The organism is Pseudomonas sp. GW822-FHT02D10 (genome assembly GCF_058802345.1).
Map to the genome: position 1 here is coordinate 24523 of NZ_JBXAOB010000003.1, position 17528 is coordinate 42050.

Annotated in this window: 15 protein-coding genes; 6 read left to right on the plus strand and 9 right to left on the minus strand. The window is 58.9% G+C overall.

Annotated features, from left to right (window positions below; genetic code table 11):
• Window positions 1-37: 37 nt before the first annotated feature.
• Window positions 38-874 (minus strand): mechanosensitive ion channel family protein, encoded by an 837-nt coding sequence (locus tag AC1RPZ_RS05900; RefSeq protein WP_493135756.1) that lies wholly within the window; start codon window positions 872-874, stop codon window positions 38-40.
• A gap of 136 nt (window positions 875-1010) precedes the next feature.
• Window positions 1011-1496, minus strand: coding sequence for a YajQ family cyclic di-GMP-binding protein (locus AC1RPZ_RS05905; protein WP_019693270.1), 486 nt, complete (start codon window positions 1494-1496; stop codon window positions 1011-1013).
• Between the two features lie 142 nt (window positions 1497-1638).
• Here AC1RPZ_RS05905 and AC1RPZ_RS05910 point away from each other — a divergent pair, with 142 nt between their 5' ends.
• The 3 genes from AC1RPZ_RS05910 to AC1RPZ_RS05920 are packed head-to-tail and all read left to right on the plus strand — an operon-like array spanning window position 1639 to window position 5222.
• The gene (locus AC1RPZ_RS05910) at window positions 1639-2556 is read left to right on the plus strand and encodes a putative 2-dehydropantoate 2-reductase (protein ID WP_493135758.1); all 918 of its coding nucleotides are present in this window, start codon (window positions 1639-1641) and stop codon (window positions 2554-2556) included.
• A gap of 45 nt (window positions 2557-2601) precedes the next feature.
• Window positions 2602-4638: a sensor histidine kinase gene (locus tag AC1RPZ_RS05915; RefSeq protein WP_493135760.1), complete on the plus strand. Its 2037-nt coding sequence runs from the start codon at window positions 2602-2604 to the stop codon at window positions 4636-4638.
• Between the two features lie 2 nt (window positions 4639-4640).
• Window positions 4641-5222 (plus strand): cob(I)yrinic acid a,c-diamide adenosyltransferase, encoded by a 582-nt coding sequence (locus tag AC1RPZ_RS05920; RefSeq protein WP_493135763.1) that lies wholly within the window; start codon window positions 4641-4643, stop codon window positions 5220-5222.
• Between the two features lie 196 nt (window positions 5223-5418).
• Here the strand turns inward: AC1RPZ_RS05920 and AC1RPZ_RS05925 are convergent, their stop codons facing one another.
• The 4 genes from AC1RPZ_RS05925 to secA all read right to left on the minus strand — a co-directional run bounded on the left by AC1RPZ_RS05925 (window position 5419) and on the right by secA (window position 11241).
• On the minus strand, window positions 5419-6363 hold the full coding sequence (locus tag AC1RPZ_RS05925; RefSeq protein WP_493135765.1) for a Nudix family hydrolase: 945 nt from the start codon (window positions 6361-6363) through the stop codon (window positions 5419-5421).
• The gene (locus AC1RPZ_RS05930; RefSeq protein ID WP_493135767.1) at window positions 6360-6992 is read right to left on the minus strand and encodes a glutathione S-transferase family protein; all 633 of its coding nucleotides are present in this window, start codon (window positions 6990-6992) and stop codon (window positions 6360-6362) included. Before AC1RPZ_RS05930 ends, AC1RPZ_RS05925 begins: the two co-directional genes overlap by 4 nt.
• Before the next feature lie 157 nt (window positions 6993-7149).
• Window positions 7150-8367, minus strand: a complete 1218-nt coding sequence (gene argJ, locus AC1RPZ_RS05935; protein WP_493135769.1) for a bifunctional glutamate N-acetyltransferase/amino-acid acetyltransferase ArgJ — start codon at window positions 8365-8367, stop codon at window positions 7150-7152.
• A gap of 138 nt (window positions 8368-8505) precedes the next feature.
• Complete coding sequence (gene secA, locus AC1RPZ_RS05940; protein WP_493135771.1) at window positions 8506-11241, minus strand: preprotein translocase subunit SecA; 2736 nt, start codon at window positions 11239-11241, stop codon at window positions 8506-8508.
• Window positions 11242-11547: 306 nt separating this feature from the next.
• On the opposite strand from secA, the gene AC1RPZ_RS05945 reads away from it, so the two are divergent.
• Both AC1RPZ_RS05945 and AC1RPZ_RS05950 read left to right on the plus strand, forming a co-directional pair.
• Window positions 11548-12003, plus strand: coding sequence for a DUF721 domain-containing protein (locus AC1RPZ_RS05945; protein ID WP_493135773.1), 456 nt, complete (start codon window positions 11548-11550; stop codon window positions 12001-12003).
• 230 nt (window positions 12004-12233) lie between these two features.
• Entirely contained in the window at window positions 12234-14123 is a 1890-nt protein-coding gene (locus tag AC1RPZ_RS05950; RefSeq protein WP_493135774.1) for a methyl-accepting chemotaxis protein, read from the plus strand.
• A 6-nt stretch (window positions 14124-14129) separates the two neighbouring features.
• Here AC1RPZ_RS05950 and AC1RPZ_RS05955 read toward each other — a convergent pair whose 3' ends face one another.
• Window positions 14130-14327 (minus strand): hypothetical protein, encoded by a 198-nt coding sequence (locus AC1RPZ_RS05955; protein ID WP_493135776.1) that lies wholly within the window; start codon window positions 14325-14327, stop codon window positions 14130-14132.
• An 81-nt stretch (window positions 14328-14408) separates the two neighbouring features.
• Window positions 14409-15257 (minus strand): formyltetrahydrofolate deformylase, encoded by an 849-nt coding sequence (gene purU / locus AC1RPZ_RS05960; RefSeq protein ID WP_493135778.1) that lies wholly within the window; start codon window positions 15255-15257, stop codon window positions 14409-14411.
• 348 nt (window positions 15258-15605) lie between these two features.
• Between purU and mvaT the strand changes: the two genes are divergently transcribed.
• The gene (gene mvaT / locus AC1RPZ_RS05965; protein ID WP_005790963.1) at window positions 15606-15980 is read left to right on the plus strand and encodes a histone-like nucleoid-structuring protein MvaT; all 375 of its coding nucleotides are present in this window, start codon (window positions 15606-15608) and stop codon (window positions 15978-15980) included.
• 100 nt (window positions 15981-16080) lie between these two features.
• On the opposite strand, the gene sbcB is transcribed toward mvaT, so the two are convergent.
• Window positions 16081-17508 carry an exodeoxyribonuclease I gene (sbcB, locus tag AC1RPZ_RS05970; RefSeq protein ID WP_493135780.1) on the minus strand — a complete coding sequence of 476 codons (1428 nt, stop codon included), beginning with the start codon at window positions 17506-17508 and terminating at the stop codon, window positions 16081-16083.
• Between the last annotated feature and the right edge of the window lie 20 nt (window positions 17509-17528).

Below are 17528 nucleotides of genomic sequence, written 5' to 3' on the forward strand. Positions count from 1 at the left end.
CTGATACTTGACCACAAGGCCAAATGCCCCGTACTTGTTACGCCGTTTCCTGAACCATACGAATCACTCGTTGTGGAAACGGAATATCAATCCCGGCTGCCTTCAGACGATCGCGGGAGTGTTCATTGAACTGGAACAGCACATCCCAGTAGTCCGCCGTTTTCACCCAGACCCGCAGGGAAACCGTGATCGAGCTGTCGCCCAGCGTCGACACTACCGCTACCGGCGCAGGATCGGCCAACACGCGCTCATCCTTGGCCAGCTCCAGCAACACCTCACGCGCCTTCTGCAAATCGGCGTCGTAATTCACGGCCACGTCAAACACCACTTTACGGGTCAACTGACGGTTGGTGTTGGTGATGATGCCGTTGGACAGAACGCCGTTAGGCACGATAACCGTCTTATTGTCGCCGGTACGGATAATCGTGTGGAAGATCTGAATGCTGTCGACGGTACCTGCGGTACCTTGAGCTTCAATGAAATCACCGATACGGAACGGACGGAACAACAGGATCAATACGCCGCCAGCGAAGTTCGCCAGGCTGCCCTGCAATGCCAGACCAATCGCCAGACCGGCAGCACCGATAGCCGCCACGAACGAGGTGGTTTCCACACCGATCATCGACGCGACGCTGACCATCAGCAGCACCTTGAGGATGATGTTCGCCAGGCTGCTCATAAACCCCTGCAACGCCAGATCGGCGTTGCGCAAGGCCAGCAGTTTGCCAACCTTGTCGGTCAGTTTGTTGATCAGCCACCAGCCAATGGCCAGGGTAATGGCTGCCAGCAGCACACGGCTGCCGTATTCCATGATCATCGGGATCCAGGCCTGGGAAGCCTTGACCAGGTTGTCCACTTCAGCATTTACGTCCATCTGTCTCTCCTGATTCCCGGCTACCCGGCGTATAAAAACTGCACGGCAGAAAGACCGAACCGGCGAAGGCTCAATCGTTTCTGCCGCTGCTTGGGCGTCGGACGTCAATAACGCCCGGAGGTTCCCTGAAGACTGATCAGTCGCGGAAGTTGTTGAACTGCAGCGGCATGCCAAATTCCTTGGCACGCAATGCCGCAATGGCTTCCTGCAGATCGTCGCGTTTCTTGCCGGTGATCCGTACCTGCTCGCCCTGAATGGCGGCCTGGACCTTGAGCTTGGCGTCTTTGACGTGAGCGACGATCTTCTTCGCCAGCTCTTTGTCGATGCCTTCCTTGAGCACGGCGTCCTGCTTCATCAGCTTGCCGGAAGCATAGGCGTCTTTTACCTCAAGGCATTGCACATCGATCTTGCGCTTGACCAGTGCCAGCTTGAGGATCTCGATCATCGCTTCAAGCTGGAAATCGGCCTCGGCGGTCAGGTTGACGGTCAGATCCTTTTCCTTGAACTCGAAGCTGCCTTTGCCTTTCAAGTCATAACGACGGTCGAGTTCCTTGACGGCGTTCTCGACCGCGTTGGTGAGTTCGTGTTTGTCCAGTTCGGATACCACGTCGAACGACGGCATGTAATCTCTCCAATAAAAAGGGCGCGCTCAATAGAGATGGAACACGCCTGGCTTGCGGTTAAAATCCGCGCTGATTATAACGGGTCTTTCTCATCCGAAGCTGCGAGCCTCACATGCGCCTGCCAATCCGAGCAAAAAACTGATGTCGACCACCTGGCACGTCCTTGGCGCTGGCAGTCTGGGCACGCTGTGGGCCACACGCCTGGCGCGGGCTGGCTTGCCGGTGAAACTGATTCTGCGCGATACGGCGCGATTGCAGGCCTATCAGGCCGCAGGCGGGCTGACCCTGGTCGAACAGGGCGAAGCGCAGCGTTATGCGATTCCCGGCGAGACCGTCGACAGCGGCGGACCGATAGACCGCCTGCTCGTGGCCTGTAAAGCCTACGACGCCGAAAGCGCGGTGGCGCAACTGGCACCGCGCCTTGCACCCAACGCTGAACTGATCTTGCTGCAGAACGGCCTTGGCAGCCAGGACGCGGTGGCCGCACGCGTCCCGCAGGCGCGTTGCATCTTTGCCTCAAGCACCGAAGGCGCGTTTCGCGATGACGACTGGCGCGTGGTGTTTGCCGGCCATGGGTTTACCTGGCTCGGCGATGCCAGCCACCCGACCCCACCGATCTGGCTGGATGACCTGAGCGCCGCCGGCATACCCCACGAGTGGAGCACGGACATCCTGACTCGTTTGTGGCGCAAACTGGCGCTCAATTGCGCGATCAATCCCCTGACAGTTCTGCATGATTGCCGCAACGGTGGCTTGCAACAACACCATTGCGAAGTCGCCACCCTCTGCGCCGAGCTGAGCGAGTTGCTGCAGCGTTGCGGTCAGCCGGACGCTGCGCAGAACCTGCAACAAGAAGTCGAACGGGTGATTCAAGCGACCGCCGCCAACTACTCGTCGATGTACCAGGACGTCGCCAACCAACGCCGAACCGAGATCAGCTATCTGCTGGGGCATGCCTGCACCGTTGCGTCGAGGCACCAACTGGTGCTGCCGCACCTCAACCAATTGCAGCAGCGGCTGATCACGCACCTGCACACGCACGGATTGCCCAGCGACTGAGCAGCGGCTACGCTGCCTTCCTGTTCCTCTTTAGCGACGACCCCGATGCCATTGCGCCAGCGCCTTGAAAACCTGCCGGTCGGCCAGAAACTGCTGGCCGCCCTGTTGGTGTTGTTGACCACCGTGTTGCTGGTGGCCAACCTGACCTTTATCAGCGCCGCCTATTGGATCTCCCAGGAAAGCATGGCCCCACAGGCCTTGCAGACCATCGGCCGACTGGTGGCCAACCCGTCAATCGCCGACCAGGCGCTCAACTCTCCAGAAGAAGCCCAAAGGCTGCTCAACGAACTCAACAGCTATTCACCGCTACGAGCCGCGGCGTTGTATGACGCCAAAGGCCTACGCCTGGCCCAGACGCAGCACGGCGACAAACTCAAGTTGCCCGAGCACTATCGGGATATCGACGCGTGGCAGGCTACCGAATTTCGCAGCAATCAGCTGATCACCCTGCTGCGCCCGGGCGAGGCGCCCGGCCATCTGCTGCTGGTGGCCAGCAGCGAATTACCGATGGCTTTCTATACCGGCACCCTGACCGCCAGCCTCGGGATTCTGATTTTCAGCGTGCTGTTGTGGCTGGTCATTGCCCGGCAGATCAAGCGCCTGATCACCCGGCCGATCCATGAACTCGAAGAATTGTCCCGTCAGGTTACCCGCGAAGAAAACTACGCCTTGCGCGCCTCTCGCGGTAACCACGACGAAATCGGCAGTCTCGCCGAAGCCTTCAACACCATGCTTTCGCGCATCGAAGCCCGTGAGCAGCAACTCAAGCGCGCGCGGGACGATTCCCAGGCCGCCTACGACCAGGCTCAGGGCCTGGCCGAAGAAACCCGTCACACCAACCGCAAACTGGAGCTGGAAGTCCAGGTGCGGAGCAAGATCGAGAAGAAACTCACCGGCTTTCAGAACTACCTCAACAGCATCATCGACTCGATGCCTTCAGCGCTGATTGCCCTCGATGAACAGCTCTACGTAACCCAATGGAACCAGGAAGCCAGCGCACTGTCCGGCACGCGTCTGGACGAAGCGTTGAACCAGCCAATCTTCCTGGCCTTTGAACCGCTTAAACCTTTCCTGCCGCAGCTCAAGGAAACCGTCGAGCAGCACAGCGTGGTCAAGATCGAGCGCGTCACCTGGGTCAAGGACGACGAACCCAAGCATTACGCACTGACCTTTTATCCGTTGATGGGCAGCGCTGGACGCGGCGTGGTCATCCGGATCGACGACATCACCCAGCGCCTGTCCCTGGAAGAAATGATGGTGCAGTCGGAGAAAATGCTCTCGGTCGGCGGCCTCGCGGCGGGTATGGCCCACGAAATCAACAATCCCTTGGGAGCGATCCTGCATAACGTTCAGAACATTCGCCGACGTTTATCTGCGGACCTGCCCAAAAACATCGAATCTGCCCAACAGGTCGGCATCGAGCTGGACAGCGTCAATCGCTACCTGCAAAACCGCGAAGTGCCGCAACTGCTCGACGGCATTCAACAGGCCGGCGGCCGGGCGGCGAAGATCGTCACCCACATGCTCAGTTTCAGTCGCCGCAGCAATCGGCAAATGGCCCCGTGCGACCTGCCGGCACTGATCGATCAAGCCGTGGAGATCGCCGGCAATGACTTCGACCTGGCCATCGGCTTCGACTTCAAGGGCCAGGCCATCACTCGTCAGTTCGACCCGCAGCTGGGCCCAGTGCCCGGTACCGCCAACGAGCTCGAACAAGTCATGCTCAACCTGCTGAAAAACGCTGCCCAGGCGATCCATCAGCGCGAAGATGACCGTGAGCCCGGGCGGATCATTCTGCGCACCCGACTGAATCCGCCGTGGGCAGAAATTCAGGTGGAAGATAACGGCGTGGGCATGAGCGAGAACGTCCGCAAACGCACCTTCGAACCGTTCTTCACCACCAAGGAAATCGGCCAGGGCACCGGCCTCGGGCTGTCGGTGTCGTACTTCATCATCACCAACAACCACAAGGGCCAGATGGAAGTGCAATCGACCCTCGGTCAAGGCACCTGTATCACCTTGCGCCTGCCATTGGCGGGCACCCCGCTCGCCCCTCACGAACTCAAACAACTGGAGCGCTAAGCATGGGTTTTCGCTTGTCGAAGATTTACACCCGCACCGGCGACAAAGGTGAAACCGGGCTTGGCGACGGTCGCCGTGTCCCCAAGGACCATCCACGGGTCGAGGCCATCGGCGAAGTCGATGCGCTGAACAGTCAGTTGGGATTGCTGCTGGCCGGGTTGGCCGAGCAACGCCAGGAACATCCTGGTCTGGCTGAGGTGATCGAGGTGCTTGAGCCATGCCAGCACCGGTTGTTCGACTTGGGTGGCGAACTGGCAATGCCGGTGTATCAGGCCTTGAATGCGGCGGAAGTCGAACGCCTGGAAGCGGCGATCGATGCCTGGAACGAAGAGCTGGGGCCACTGAAGAATTTCATTTTGCCCGGCGGTTCCGCCTTGATTGCCCAAGCCCACATCTGCCGCAGCCTGGCGCGCAGTGCCGAGCGACGTTGCCAGCATCTGAATGCTCTGGAGCCGTTGGCCGGGGTTGGCCTGGCGTACATCAATCGCTTGTCGGATTTGCTGTTTGTGGCGGCTCGGCTGATTGCCAAGCGTCAGGGGATTGCCGAGATTTTGTGGCAGGCGGCAGCGAAGCCTGAAGCTTAGTCAGGAAGATTTCCATCGCCTGTGAAGCCGATATCTACACATCCCTGATGACCGCCAAATCTCTCGTAGGAGCTGCCGCAGGCTGCGATCTTTTGATCTTCGGTGTCCTTGCCGACGCCCAAAGATCAAAAGATCAAAAGATCAAAAGATCGCAGCCTGCGGCAGCTCCTACAGGAGATCCAGCTATACCGCAAAATCAGGCCTCAGGCCAAAACGCCCGAATCCCCGCCACGCCCTGCGCACCCGCTTCCCAGGCTTTCTGCCGTTCGGCAGGGCCCACACCACCGAGCAGAAACACCGGTTTGCTGAAGCCTGCAATCAACTGCGAGGCCCGTTCCCAACCGAGCGGCAATGCATCCGGGTGAGTCTGGGTCGGCTGAACCGGTGACAGCGTGACGAAGTCCACGCCCATCTGCTCCGCCAGGCTCAGCTCTTCAGCGTTGTGGCAGGACGCCGCTAGCCAGCGCGAGGCTGGCACCGGACGCCCGGCGCTGGCGTATTTGCGCAGTTGCGCGGCGGTGAGGTGCCAACCGGCGGCCGGGAAGTCTCCCAACCACTCGAACGGCCCTTTGAGCATCAGTTGCGCCTTACCGGCACACAACCCCACGGCATCCACCGCCAGATCGCGGTATTGCGGGTCGTAGCCGTTAGGCGCACGCAACTGAATCAGCTTGATCCCACCGGCGATGGCTTTCTGAATACCGCGCAGCATCGCCGGAGTTTCCAGACCTTCCGGGGTGATCAGGTATTCGCCAGGCAGACGCGCCGCCGCCACGATCGGCTGGTTGGCGGCCGGGAACTCGTAGTCTCTCAACTCACGCGCCGTCACCCACGCCAGAGGCTGGCCTTCTGCGCCATGGGGTTCGCCGGTAAACGCCGAAACCTCCCAGACATCCAGCAACACCTGCTTGTCCGGGTAGTCATGTTGAACCTTGATCAATGGCCGAGCGGCAGTGACCACAATGCCCAACTCTTCCTGCAGCTCGCGGGACAGCGCGGCTTGCACCGCTTCACCGTCCTCGACCTTGCCGCCGGGAAACTCCCACAGGCCGCCCTGGTGCTGGCTATCGGCGCGGCGAGCGATGAGGATCTTGCCGCTGGCATCACGGATGACAGCCGCCGCTACATGAACTCGTTTCACCGCACTATTTCCTCTAAACCGGCTTTCTGCCAGGCCTTGAAGGCTGGCCATTGGTAAATCGCTTCGACATAGGCCGCATCAACCGCCGGCAACGCTACTTGATAGGTACGCAGGCGTACGGCAATCGGTGCAAAGAAGGCGTCCGCCAGGCTTGCACCGCCGAACAGGAACGGCCCGGGCTCGGTTGCAACCGCGCGGCATTCAGCCCACAACGCCAGCATCCGCTCGACTTCCACCGTCACTTCCGGCGGCATCGGCGACAGCGGCGCATCGTGGCTCAGGTCAAACGGCATGTTGCCACGCATGGCGAAGAAACCACTGTGCATCTGCGCGCATGCCGAGCGCGCCTGGGCACGGGCGGCGATGTCCTTCGGCCAAAGGTTGGCGTTCGGGAAACGCTCAACCAGATACTCGGCGATCGCCAACGAGTCGGCAATGGTGCCGTGTTCGGTTTTCAGCAACGGGACTTTGGCGGTCGGTGAATGCTTGAGCAGGCGCTCACGGGTGTCAGGCTGGTTCAGCTTGATCAGTTCTTCGGTATAGGTCGCGCCGGCCAGTTCCAGCGCCAGAGCGCCGCGCAGGGACCAGGAGGAATACAGTTTGTCGCCGATGATCAGGTGGTAACTCATGTTCAGGCGCCTTTTGATGAAATGAACAAGCCAGTCTTGTGGTGACTGACAGACCGTCATCGCGAGCAGGCTCGCTCCCACAGTGGATTGAGGTGTACACAAACCCAATGTGGGAGCGAGCCTGCTCGCGATTGCAGCGACTCGGTCTAACGGTTGATTACGTACGGTATTCGGCGTTGATCTTCACGTATTCGTGGGACAGGTCGGTGGTCCAGATGGTTTCGCTGCAATCGCCACGACCCAGTTCGATACGAATGGTGATTTCTTCGCGCTGCATCACGGCCGAGCCCTGGGCTTCGGTGTAGGTCGCGGCGCGGGCACCACGGCTGGCAATGCAGACTTCACCGAGAAACACGTCGATCTTGCTCACGTCCAGGTTTGGCACACCGGCGCGGCCAACGGCTGCCAGGATGCGGCCCCAGTTCGGATCGGAGGCGAACAGCGCGGTCTTGATCAATGGCGAATGCGCCACGGTGTAACCAACGTCCAGGCATTCCTGGTGATTGCCGCCGCCGTTGACTTCAACGGTGACGAACTTGGTCGCGCCTTCGCCGTCGCGAACGATAGCCTGGGCCACGTCCATGCACACTTCAAACACCGCCTGCTTCAGTGCCGCGAACAGCGGACCACCGGCGGAGGTGATTTCTGGCAGAGCAGCCTTACCGGTGGCGATCAGCATGCAGCAATCGTTGGTCGAGGTGTCGCCGTCGATGGTGATGCGGTTGAACGACTTGTTGGCGCCGTCCAGCATCAGGTTCTGCAATACCTCGCGGGAGACTTTGGCGTCGGTGGCGATGTAACCGAGCATGGTCGCCATGTTCGGGCGAATCATGCCAGCGCCTTTGCTGATACCGGTCACGGTGATGGTCACGCCTTCATGCTGGAACTGCCGGCTCGCACCCTTTGGCAGGGTGTCGGTGGTCATGATCCCGGTGGCCGCGGCCTCCCAGTTGTTCTCCGACAGATCATCGAGGGCAGCTTGCAGCGCGCCTTCGATCTTCTCGACTGGCAGCGGCTCACCGATTACACCGGTGGAGTATGGCAGCACCTGGCTGGCGTCGACGCCGGTCAGCTCGGCCAGTTTGGCACAGGTGTGCTCGGCGGCAGCCAAGCCTGGTTCGCCTGTGCCGGCATTGGCGTTGCCGGTGTTGGTCAGCAGGTAACGTACCGGGCCTTGCACGCGTTGCTTGGCCAGAATCACTGGCGCAGCGCAAAAGGCGTTCAACGTGAACACACCGGCGACCGTGGAACCTTCGGCGCAGCGCATGACCACGACATCTTTGCGCCCGGGGCGCTTGATGCCGGCCGAAGCGATACCGAGTTCAAAACCGGCAACCGGGTGCAACGTTGGCAAAGGACCAAGACCAACAGCCATGAAAGCGCTCCTCTTTATGTAATGTCTGCACCGTTGTCGCCCTGTTCTTTTTAACCTGGCATCGGTGTTTTAAATGGTAAAACGCCGCGACGGCTGATGCCGGTCGCGGCGCGGGTCTATCAATGTCCGGCGGAAATCTTAGCTGATCTGGCCGTGACAGTGTTTGAACTTCTTGCCTGAACCGCAGTAGCAGAGCTCATTGCGACCCAGTTTCTGTTCGTTGCGCACCGGAGCGGCAGCGAGTGCCACATCGACCTCTTCACCCAACAACTCCGGTTGCTCGAGGCCTGGGACTTCGTCGTGCTGGAACTGCATGCGCGCAGCCAGTGATTCCGCTTCCTGACGCAGGCGCGCCTCTTCTTCGATCGGATCTTCGCGGCGAACCTGAACGTGCGACAGCACACGAATAGAATCGCGCTTGATCGAATCCAGCAGCTCGGAGAACAGCGTGAACGACTCGCGCTTGTATTCCTGCTTCGGGTTCTTCTGCGCATAGCCACGCAGGTGGATGCCGTGACGCAGGTGGTCCATGGTCGACAGGTGGTCTTTCCACAGGTCGTCCAGTACGCGCAGTACAATCTGCTTCTCGAAGGTGCGCAGCGCTTCGGCGCTCGCCTGCTCTTCTTTCTCGTTGTATGCCGCCAGCAGCTCGTGCATCAGCTTCTCGCGCAGGGTTTCTTCGTATAGGTGATCATCTTCGTCGAGCCATTGCTGGATCGGCAGTTGCACCCCGAAGTCGCTTTGCAAGGCGGCTTCCAGACCGGCAACGTCCCACTGCTCAGGCAGCGATTGCGGAGGAATGTGCGCGCTGACAGTCGCGTCGAGCACGTCCTGACGGAAGTCGGCGATGGTTTCGCCGATGTTGTCGGCGGCCAGCAACGTGTTACGCATGTGATAAATCACTTTACGCTGTTCGTTGTTGACGTCGTCGAACTCAAGCAGTTGCTTACGAATGTCGAAGTTACGACCCTCAACCTTGCGCTGAGCCTTTTCGATAGCGTTGGTCACCATGCGGTGCTCGATCGCTTCGCCAGGCTGCATGCCCAGGGCTTTCATGAAGTTCTTCACCCGGTCCGAGGCGAAGATGCGCATCAGGCTGTCTTCCAGCGACAGGTAGAAACGGCTGGAACCGGCGTCACCCTGACGACCGGCACGACCACGCAGCTGGTTGTCGATACGGCGCGATTCGTGGCGCTCGGAGGCAATCACCTGCAAGCCGCCCGACTCGAGCACTTGTTGGTGACGTTTCTGCCAGTCGGCCTTGATCTGGGCGATCTGCTCGGGTGTCGGATCCTCAAGGGAGGCAACTTCCACTTCCCAGTTACCGCCCAACAGGATGTCGGTACCACGACCGGCCATGTTGGTGGCGATGGTCAGCGCGCCCGGACGACCGGCCTGAGCGATGATTTCGGCTTCTTTTTCGTGGAACTTGGCGTTCAGAACCTTGTGTTCGATGCCTTCCTTCACCAGCAGGCTGGACATGTGCTCGGACGTTTCGATGGTCGCGGTACCCACCAGAACCGGACGGCCCTGAGCCATGCTTTCCTTGATGTCAGCCACGATCGCCGCGTACTTCTCTTCGGCGGTGAGGAACACCAGGTCGTTGTAGTCTTTACGCGCCAGCGGCTTGTTCGGTGGAATGACCATCACCGCCAGACCATAGATCTGGTGGAATTCGAACGCTTCGGTGTCCGCCGTACCGGTCATGCCGGACAGCTTGCTGTAAAGACGGAAGTAGTTCTGGAACGTGGTCGAAGCCAGGGTCTGGCTTTCGGCCTGAATGTTCAGGTTTTCCTTCGCTTCGATGGCCTGGTGCAGGCCTTCGGACAGACGACGACCCGGCATGGTACGGCCGGTGTGTTCGTCGACCAGTACCACCTGACCGTCCTGAACGATGTATTCGATGTTGCGATGGAACAGTTTGTGCGCGCGCAGACCGGCATAAACGTGGGTCAGCAGACCCAGGTTGTGTGACGAGTACAGGCTCTCGCCTTCAGCCAGCAGGCCGATGCGGGTCAGCACGTCTTCGATGAACTGGTGACCGGCTTCGTTGAGTTCGACCTGACGGGTCTTCTCGTCGATGGTGTAGTGCCCGGCCTTGGTGACTTCGCCTTCCACTTCTTCGATATGCAGCTCCAGTTGCGGGATCAGTTTGTTGATCTCGATGTAGAGCTTGGAGCTGTCTTCGGCCTGACCAGAGATGATCAGTGGGGTACGGGCTTCGTCGATCAGGATCGAGTCGACTTCGTCGATCACGGCAAAGTTGAGTTCGCGCTGGAATTTTTCTTCCATGCTGAACGCCATGTTGTCGCGCAGGTAGTCGAAACCGAATTCGTTGTTGGTGCCGTAGGTGATGTCGGCGGCGTAAGCGGCACGCTTCTCTTCCGGCGGCTGGAACGGCGTCACCACGCCGACCGTCATGCCGAGGAATTCATAGAGCGGACGCATCCAGTTGGCGTCACGACGGGCCAGGTAGTCGTTCACAGTGACAACGTGTACGCCCTTGCCGGACAACGCGTTCAGGTAAACGCCCAGTGTGGCCACCAGGGTCTTGCCTTCACCGGTACGCATTTCGGCAATCATGCCTTCGTGCAAGGTCATGCCACCGATCAACTGGACGTCGAAGTGGCGCATACCCATAACCCGCTTGCCGGCTTCGCGGGCAACCGCAAAGGCTTCGGGCAGCAGTTTGTCGAGGGTTTCACCTTTGGCGATGCGGGCCTTGAACTCATCAGTCTTGGCGCGCAGCTGATCGTCCGAAAGGGCCACCATTTGCTCTTCGAAGGCATTGACGATCTGTACCGTCTTGAGCATGCGTTTGACTTCACGCTCGTTCTTGCTTCCAAAAAGTTTCTTTAACAAAGGCGCAAACATATCGGCAGGATCTTCCACACAAAGGGATGGAGGGCGGCCCCGTGAGTCGCCCGTGCAGCCCTCATGGCCGCATGCGAACGAGCATTCTACCCGGAAACGATGGTGAGGAAAGTGGCGTTGTTCCACGATGCATGCACAGCGTTGTTACGGGGCTCACTTAAAATAAGGGCTTTTTGCTGAACTTCAAGCCATTCACGGCATAAGTTACTCATTGATTTAATGAGTAAAGCGCTCACAAAGCAATGGGTCAGGCGCATCAAGTGCTTTCTGCTACCATGGCGGCTCTGTTACTTCAGGTGCCCTCTCATGGCATTTCGCCCTCTTACGGCCAGAGCACCCGCCGTTCTGCTTCGCGAAGCCAAACCGTTAAAAGCCATTTTCGGCCACGCACAACGCCTGGGTCATTTACAGCGACTGCTGGAAAGCCAGTTGCAGCCGGCCGCTCGTGAACATTGCCATGTGGCGTCGTGGCGCGAAGGCAGTTTGTTGCTGATCGTCACCGACGGTCATTGGGCAACCCGTCTGCGTTATCAGCAAAAGCGTCTGCAACGGCAGTTACAGCTGTTCGACGAGTTCGCCAGCCTGACGCGAATTCTGTTCAAGGTTCAACCGCCGACCGTGCAGCAAGGGGCCGTCGGCCACACCATGGATTTGTCGACCGATGCGGCGGCGACCATTCAAGCCACCGCCGATGGCATCAGCGATCCGAAATTGCGGGCGGCGCTGGAGCGACTGGCGGCTCACGCCAAGCCCAAAACCTAGAAGCAAGATCTTTCGCTTTTTGGCCGCCTGTCGCGTCGCCGATTTCAAGCCCCTAAGCTTTAGTCCTGCGCAGCCGATAGATATAAGCGAGAGACCAGACTGAAAATCAGGTCCGATAATTCCCTAAGGACAGACGGAAATATCAGCTTACGTGCGACAGCGCCCATTTTGCGCGCGCTTTTCAACGCAACACGCCCCAACAAATATGACCTTCGCGGACCCCACAAGCCATGAACAAAAACCTGCGCTTCAGCCATAAAATCCTGCTTGCCGCCGCCCTCATCGTCATTGCCGCCTTCGCTTCGTTCACGCTGTACAACGACTCTTTACAGCGCAACGCGATTCGCCAGGACCTGGACAATTACCTGCATGAGATGGGCGATGTCACATCCTCCAATATCCAGTCCTGGCTCACCGGGCGGATTCTTCTGGTGGAAAACCTGGCCCAGAACATCGCCCTCAACCCCGAACACACCAACGTTGCCAATCTGCTTGAGCAGAATGCCCTGGCGTCGACCTTCATGGCCAGGTACCTGGGCGATGCCAGCGGTACCTTCATCAACCGCCCGGACTCCAAGATGCCGGATGGCTACGACCCCAGGGTTCGCCCCTGGTACAAGGGCGCTGAAAACAGCAGCACCGCTACCCTGACCGAACCCTATATAGACGCGGCAACCGGCCAGACCATCATCTCCATCGCCACCGCCTCGAAAAAAGCCGGGCAAAGCATTGGTGTGGTAGGCGGCGACCTGAGCCTGCAAACCCTGATCGAGACCCTGACCGCACGCGACTTCAGCGGCATGGGTTATGCCTTCCTGGTCAGTGCCGACGGCAAGATCCTGGTCCATCCGGACAAAGCCATGGTGATGAAGTCCCTCAGCGAGGCTTACCCGAAGAACACCCCGCGCATCAGCAGCGGCATCAGTGAAGTCGAGGTCGATGGCAAAACCCGCATCGTCACCTTCACGCCGATCAAAGGCCTGCCATCGGTCAACTGGTACGTCGGTCTGTCGGTGGACAAAGACAAAGCCTTCGCGATGCTCAGCAGTTTCCGCACCTCGGCCATCATTGCCACGATCATTGCCGTGGCGATCATCATTGCCCTGCTGGGCATGTTGATCCGTATCCTGATCCAGCCGCTGCACGTCATGACCCGCGCCATGCAAGACATTGCCGACGGTGAAGGCGATCTGACCCGCCGTCTGACCATCCAGAGCCAGGACGAATTCGGCATCCTGGGGAGTGCGTTCAACCGCTTCGTCGAGCGTATCCATGGTTCGATCCGCGAAGTGTCGTCGGCGACCGAACATGTCAACGAAGTGGCTCTGCGGGTCGTCAGCGCATCGAACTCGTCGATGGTCAATTCCGACGAACAATCGAGCCGGACCAACAGTGTGGCGGCCGCGATCAATCAGTTGGGCGCTGCCGCTCAGGAAATCGCCCGTAACGCGGCGCAAGCCTCTCACCAGGCCAGCAATGCCCGCAGCCTGGCCGAAGATGGCCAGCAAGTGGTCGACCGCAGCATTGCGGCGATGAATCAGCTGTCGAGCATGCTCAGCGCCTCCAGCACCAACATCGAGTCGCTGAACAGCAAAACCGTGAACATCGGGCAGATTCTCGAAGTGATCACCAGCATCTCCCAGCAAACCAACCTGCTGGCGCTCAACGCGGCGATTGAAGCCGCGCGTGCCGGTGAGGCCGGACGTGGTTTTGCCGTGGTCGCCGACGAAGTCCGCAACCTGGCGCACCGCACCCAGGAATCGGCGCAGCAAGTGCAGACCATGATCGAGGAACTGCAAGTCGGCGCCCGCGAGTCGGTCAGCACCATGAGCGACAGCCAGCGTCACAGCCAGGACAGCGTAGAGATCGCCAACCTCGCGGGTGAGCGCCTGAACAGCGTGACATTGCGCATCGGTGAGATCGACGGCATGAACCAGTCGGTGGCCACCGCCACCGAGGAACAAACCGCCGTGGTGGAATCGATCAACGTCGATATCAACGAGATCAACACCCTGAATCAGGAAGGCGTGGAAAACCTGCAATCGACGCTGCGCGCCTGTTCCGACCTGGAGCAGCAAGCGGCGCGATTGAAGCAGCTTGTAGGCAGCTTCCGGATTTAACGTCCTTTAGGGTTTCTTCGCCGGTAAGTCCGCACCTACAGCTGTAGGTGCGGGCTCCTCCTGCAATTGCTCCCACAGCTCAGCGGCGCCGGGGAAGTCAGTGCCATCCTCGGCACTCAGGTCATCCGGGTCGTAACGACTCAGGCACCCCTCGCCCAAAGTCGCGGGTGCTTTGGATGTCGCTTTAGCCAGTGGATCAGCCATCTCCCCTACCTCACTCTGAAAAAAAAGGGCCTGAAGCGATTGAACGCTCAGGCCCTTGTTTTTTCAATCAGTACCCGGCAATCAGAACACGACGGTTTTGTTGCCATGCACCAGCACGCGATCTTCCAGGTGATAGCGCAGGCCGCGGGCCAGTACCATTTTCTCGACGTCACGACCGAAACGCACCATGTCTTCGATACTGTCGCTGTGGCTGACGCGCACCACGTCCTGTTCGATGATCGGACCGGCGTCCAGTTCTTCGGTCACGTAGTGGCAGGTCGCGCCGATCAGCTTCACACCACGCATCGACGCCTGGTGGTACGGCTTGGCACCGACGAACGATGGCAGGAAGCTGTGGTGAATGTTGATGACCTTGTGGGCGTACTCGGTGCATAACGCAGGCGGCAGGATCTGCATGTAACGCGCCAGCACCACCACTTCGGCGTCGTGCTGCTTGACCAGGTGCGAGACTTCGGCAAATGCCGGCTCTTTGTCCTGCGGGTCCACCGGCACATGGTAGTAAGGAATGCCGTGCCACTCGACCATGCTGCGCAGGTCGTCATGGTTGGAAATCACGCAGGATATTTCGCAGTCCAGCTCGTCGCTGTGCCAGCGGTGCAGCAAGTCGGCCAGGCAATGGGACTCGCGGCTGGCCATCAGTACAACGCGCTTTTTCTGTGCAGTGTCGGTGATACGCCAGCTCATCGAGAACTCTTCGGCGATTGGCGCAAACGCCTCACGAAACGCCTCAAGGCCGAAGGGCAGCGAATCGGCACGAATTTCGTGACGCATGAAAAACCAGCCACTGAGATTGTCCGAGTGATGGCTCGCTTCAGTGATCCAGCCGTTATGTGACGCCAGAAAGTTACTGACTTTAGCAACGATACCGACGCGGTCCGGGCAAGCAATCACTAGCCGAAAAGTGCGCATGGGGGAAAACTCCAGAACTTCGCAAAGGCCGCCATTCTAGCGATTGCGTAGCAAAACTGCAGTACTCCTGACACCCAGCCCAACGTATCAGGGTCGCGAGCACCGCCTCGCCATTTCGATTGACGGCGCCTGAACGTTCAACAATGTTCTTTGGCAAAATACGCAAGCAGGCCTTTGTGAGTACCTGTGATGAAGCCCTGACAAGTTTTAACAGCCCGTGAGGCTTTTGCGCTAAACACTCTAATTAAATTAAATAAAAGCCCGCTTAAATGTTTACTTGATGAAACACCCTGACTATTATTGCGCCACTGTCCCCTGCCATCCAGCGCCCAACATAAGGTAGTCCTCATGTCCCTGATCAACGAATACCGCGCCACCGAAGAAGCTATCAAAGAGCTGCAAGCCCGTTTGAAGAACCTGTCCCAAGACGACAAACTGCAAACCGAGCTGGAATTCGAAGGCAAACTGCGTACCCTGATGGGCGAATACTCCAAGTCCCTGCGCGACATCATCGCCCTGCTGGATCCAGAATCCAAAGTTAAAGCGCCACGCGGCGCTGTAAAAACTACCGGCACCAAGCGTGCTCGCAAGGTTAAACAATACAAAAACCCGCACAACGGCGAAGTCATCGAAACCAAAGGTGGCAACCACAAGACTCTGAAAGAGTGGAAAGCCAAGTGGGGCGGTGACGTGGTTGAAGGCTGGGCTACCCTGCTGGGCTAAGCCGCAACCCGCTTCGCAGGTTCATTTGCGAACACCAGAAAACGCCAGCATCCGCTGGCGTTTTTTTATGTCTTGCATTCGGGTATTTGTACAGATTGTTTCAAAGGTCCAAACGTTTGCGTAATGAGTCGGCATACTCACGCCATTCGTCCAGTACCTGCTGCTGAATCGCTGTAGCACTAAGCGACCACTCTGTCATCGCCTCATTAAAACCCTGCAAGGTATTGGGTGCCCCCCATCGCGCGTCTGACAAACGTTGCTGACAGAATAATTTCCAGCGCTCTTGCTCCTCGTCACTCAACGTGTAGGGAAAGTTACGGGCGCGATAACGAAATAATAATTCTGGCAGACGCTCATCATCGAACGGCCATTGCTCTTGCGCTAATTGCATCGGGTCAGCCATTCGGACTTGTTCACATAAACGCCGATCACGGTCGCCAATGAAGCCGGCGTATAACTGTTGCTCAGGGTCTTCACTCGGCGTGAAATCCTCACTGGCATAAATCGCCAGAACTTTATCTCGCCACACTTCTTGTACGTCACTTAGCCGCAGCGTCCGCGCCTGATACAGCGCCATGTCCAGTTGCAGTCGTTGCTGGTCTTCGGCGCGCAACACCGACAACGGCGCCACCACCGGACAACGGTTGATGTGAATCAGTTTGAGCGGCACCGGTAATTCGCCTTCGGCCAGTTCCTCACGGCGGGTATACAACCGCTGACGCAAGACTTCGACATCCAGGTCAAGTAGCCCCTGTGGGTCGAGATGCAGGTCGCAGACAATCAATGCATTGCGATTACGCGGGTGCCAGGCCAGTGGCAGGACCACCCCGATATAGCTGCGGGCGGCCGAAAAACGCCCGGAGATATGCACCATCGGTTGCAGCAGACGGATTTGGTCCATGACTTTCTGCTTGCTGCGCAGTTTGAACAGCCAGTCGTAGAGTTTTGGCTGTTTGTCGCGGATCAACCGCGCCAGGGCAATAGTCGCGCGCACGTCGGACAATGCATCGTGGGCCTGTCCATGATCGATGCCATTGGCGGCGGTCAGGCGCTCGAGTTTCAACGTGACGCGGCCGTCCTCCTCAGGCCAGACGATACCGTCGGGGCGCAACGCATACGCCGCACGTACCACATCGATCAGATCCCAGCGACTGTTGCCGCCCTGCCACTCCCGCGCATACGGGTCGAAGAAATTCCGGTAGAGGCTGTAACGGGTCATTTCATCGTCGAAGCGCAAGGTGTTGTAACCGGCACCACAGGTTCCGGGGGCCGCAAGCTGCGCATGAACCCGGGTCATGAAGTCGGCCTCACTCAGGCCCTGTTCTGCCAGGCGGCCGGGAGTGATGCCGGTGATCACGCACGCCGCCGGGTGAGGCAGGATGTCGTCGCTCGGCTGGCAGTAGAGATTGACCGGGTCGTCGATCTCGTTGAGGTCGAAGTCGGTGCGAATGCCGGCCACTTGCAGCGGGCGGTCGCAGCGCGGGGTGATGCCAGTGGTTTCGTAGTCGTACCAGAAGATGGAGGTCACGGGTTGTTCCTGAACTTGAG

Excerpts from the sequence above, each read along its gene's own strand:
- AC1RPZ_RS05900 (WP_493135756.1), bottom strand. The coding sequence starts at position 874 with ATGGACGTAAATGCTGAAGTGGACAACCTGGTCAAGGCTTCCCAGGCC.
- AC1RPZ_RS05905 (WP_019693270.1), bottom strand. The coding sequence starts at position 1,496 with ATGCCGTCGTTCGACGTGGTATCCGAACTGGACAAACACGAACTCACC.
- AC1RPZ_RS05910 (WP_493135758.1), top strand. The coding sequence starts at position 1,639 with ATGTCGACCACCTGGCACGTCCTTGGCGCTGGCAGTCTGGGCACGCTG.
- AC1RPZ_RS05915 (WP_493135760.1), top strand. The coding sequence starts at position 2,602 with ATGCCATTGCGCCAGCGCCTTGAAAACCTGCCGGTCGGCCAGAAACTG.
- AC1RPZ_RS05920 (WP_493135763.1), top strand. The coding sequence starts at position 4,641 with ATGGGTTTTCGCTTGTCGAAGATTTACACCCGCACCGGCGACAAAGGT.
- AC1RPZ_RS05930 (WP_493135767.1), bottom strand. The coding sequence starts at position 6,992 with ATGAGTTACCACCTGATCATCGGCGACAAACTGTATTCCTCCTGGTCC.
- argJ (WP_493135769.1), bottom strand. The coding sequence starts at position 8,367 with ATGGCTGTTGGTCTTGGTCCTTTGCCAACGTTGCACCCGGTTGCCGGT.
- secA (WP_493135771.1), bottom strand. The coding sequence starts at position 11,241 with ATGTTTGCGCCTTTGTTAAAGAAACTTTTTGGAAGCAAGAACGAGCGT.
- AC1RPZ_RS05945 (WP_493135773.1), top strand. The coding sequence starts at position 11,548 with ATGGCATTTCGCCCTCTTACGGCCAGAGCACCCGCCGTTCTGCTTCGC.
- AC1RPZ_RS05950 (WP_493135774.1), top strand. The coding sequence starts at position 12,234 with ATGAACAAAAACCTGCGCTTCAGCCATAAAATCCTGCTTGCCGCCGCC.
- AC1RPZ_RS05955 (WP_493135776.1), bottom strand. The coding sequence starts at position 14,327 with ATGGCTGATCCACTGGCTAAAGCGACATCCAAAGCACCCGCGACTTTG.
- purU (WP_493135778.1), bottom strand. The coding sequence starts at position 15,257 with ATGCGCACTTTTCGGCTAGTGATTGCTTGCCCGGACCGCGTCGGTATC.
- mvaT (WP_005790963.1), top strand. The coding sequence starts at position 15,606 with ATGTCCCTGATCAACGAATACCGCGCCACCGAAGAAGCTATCAAAGAG.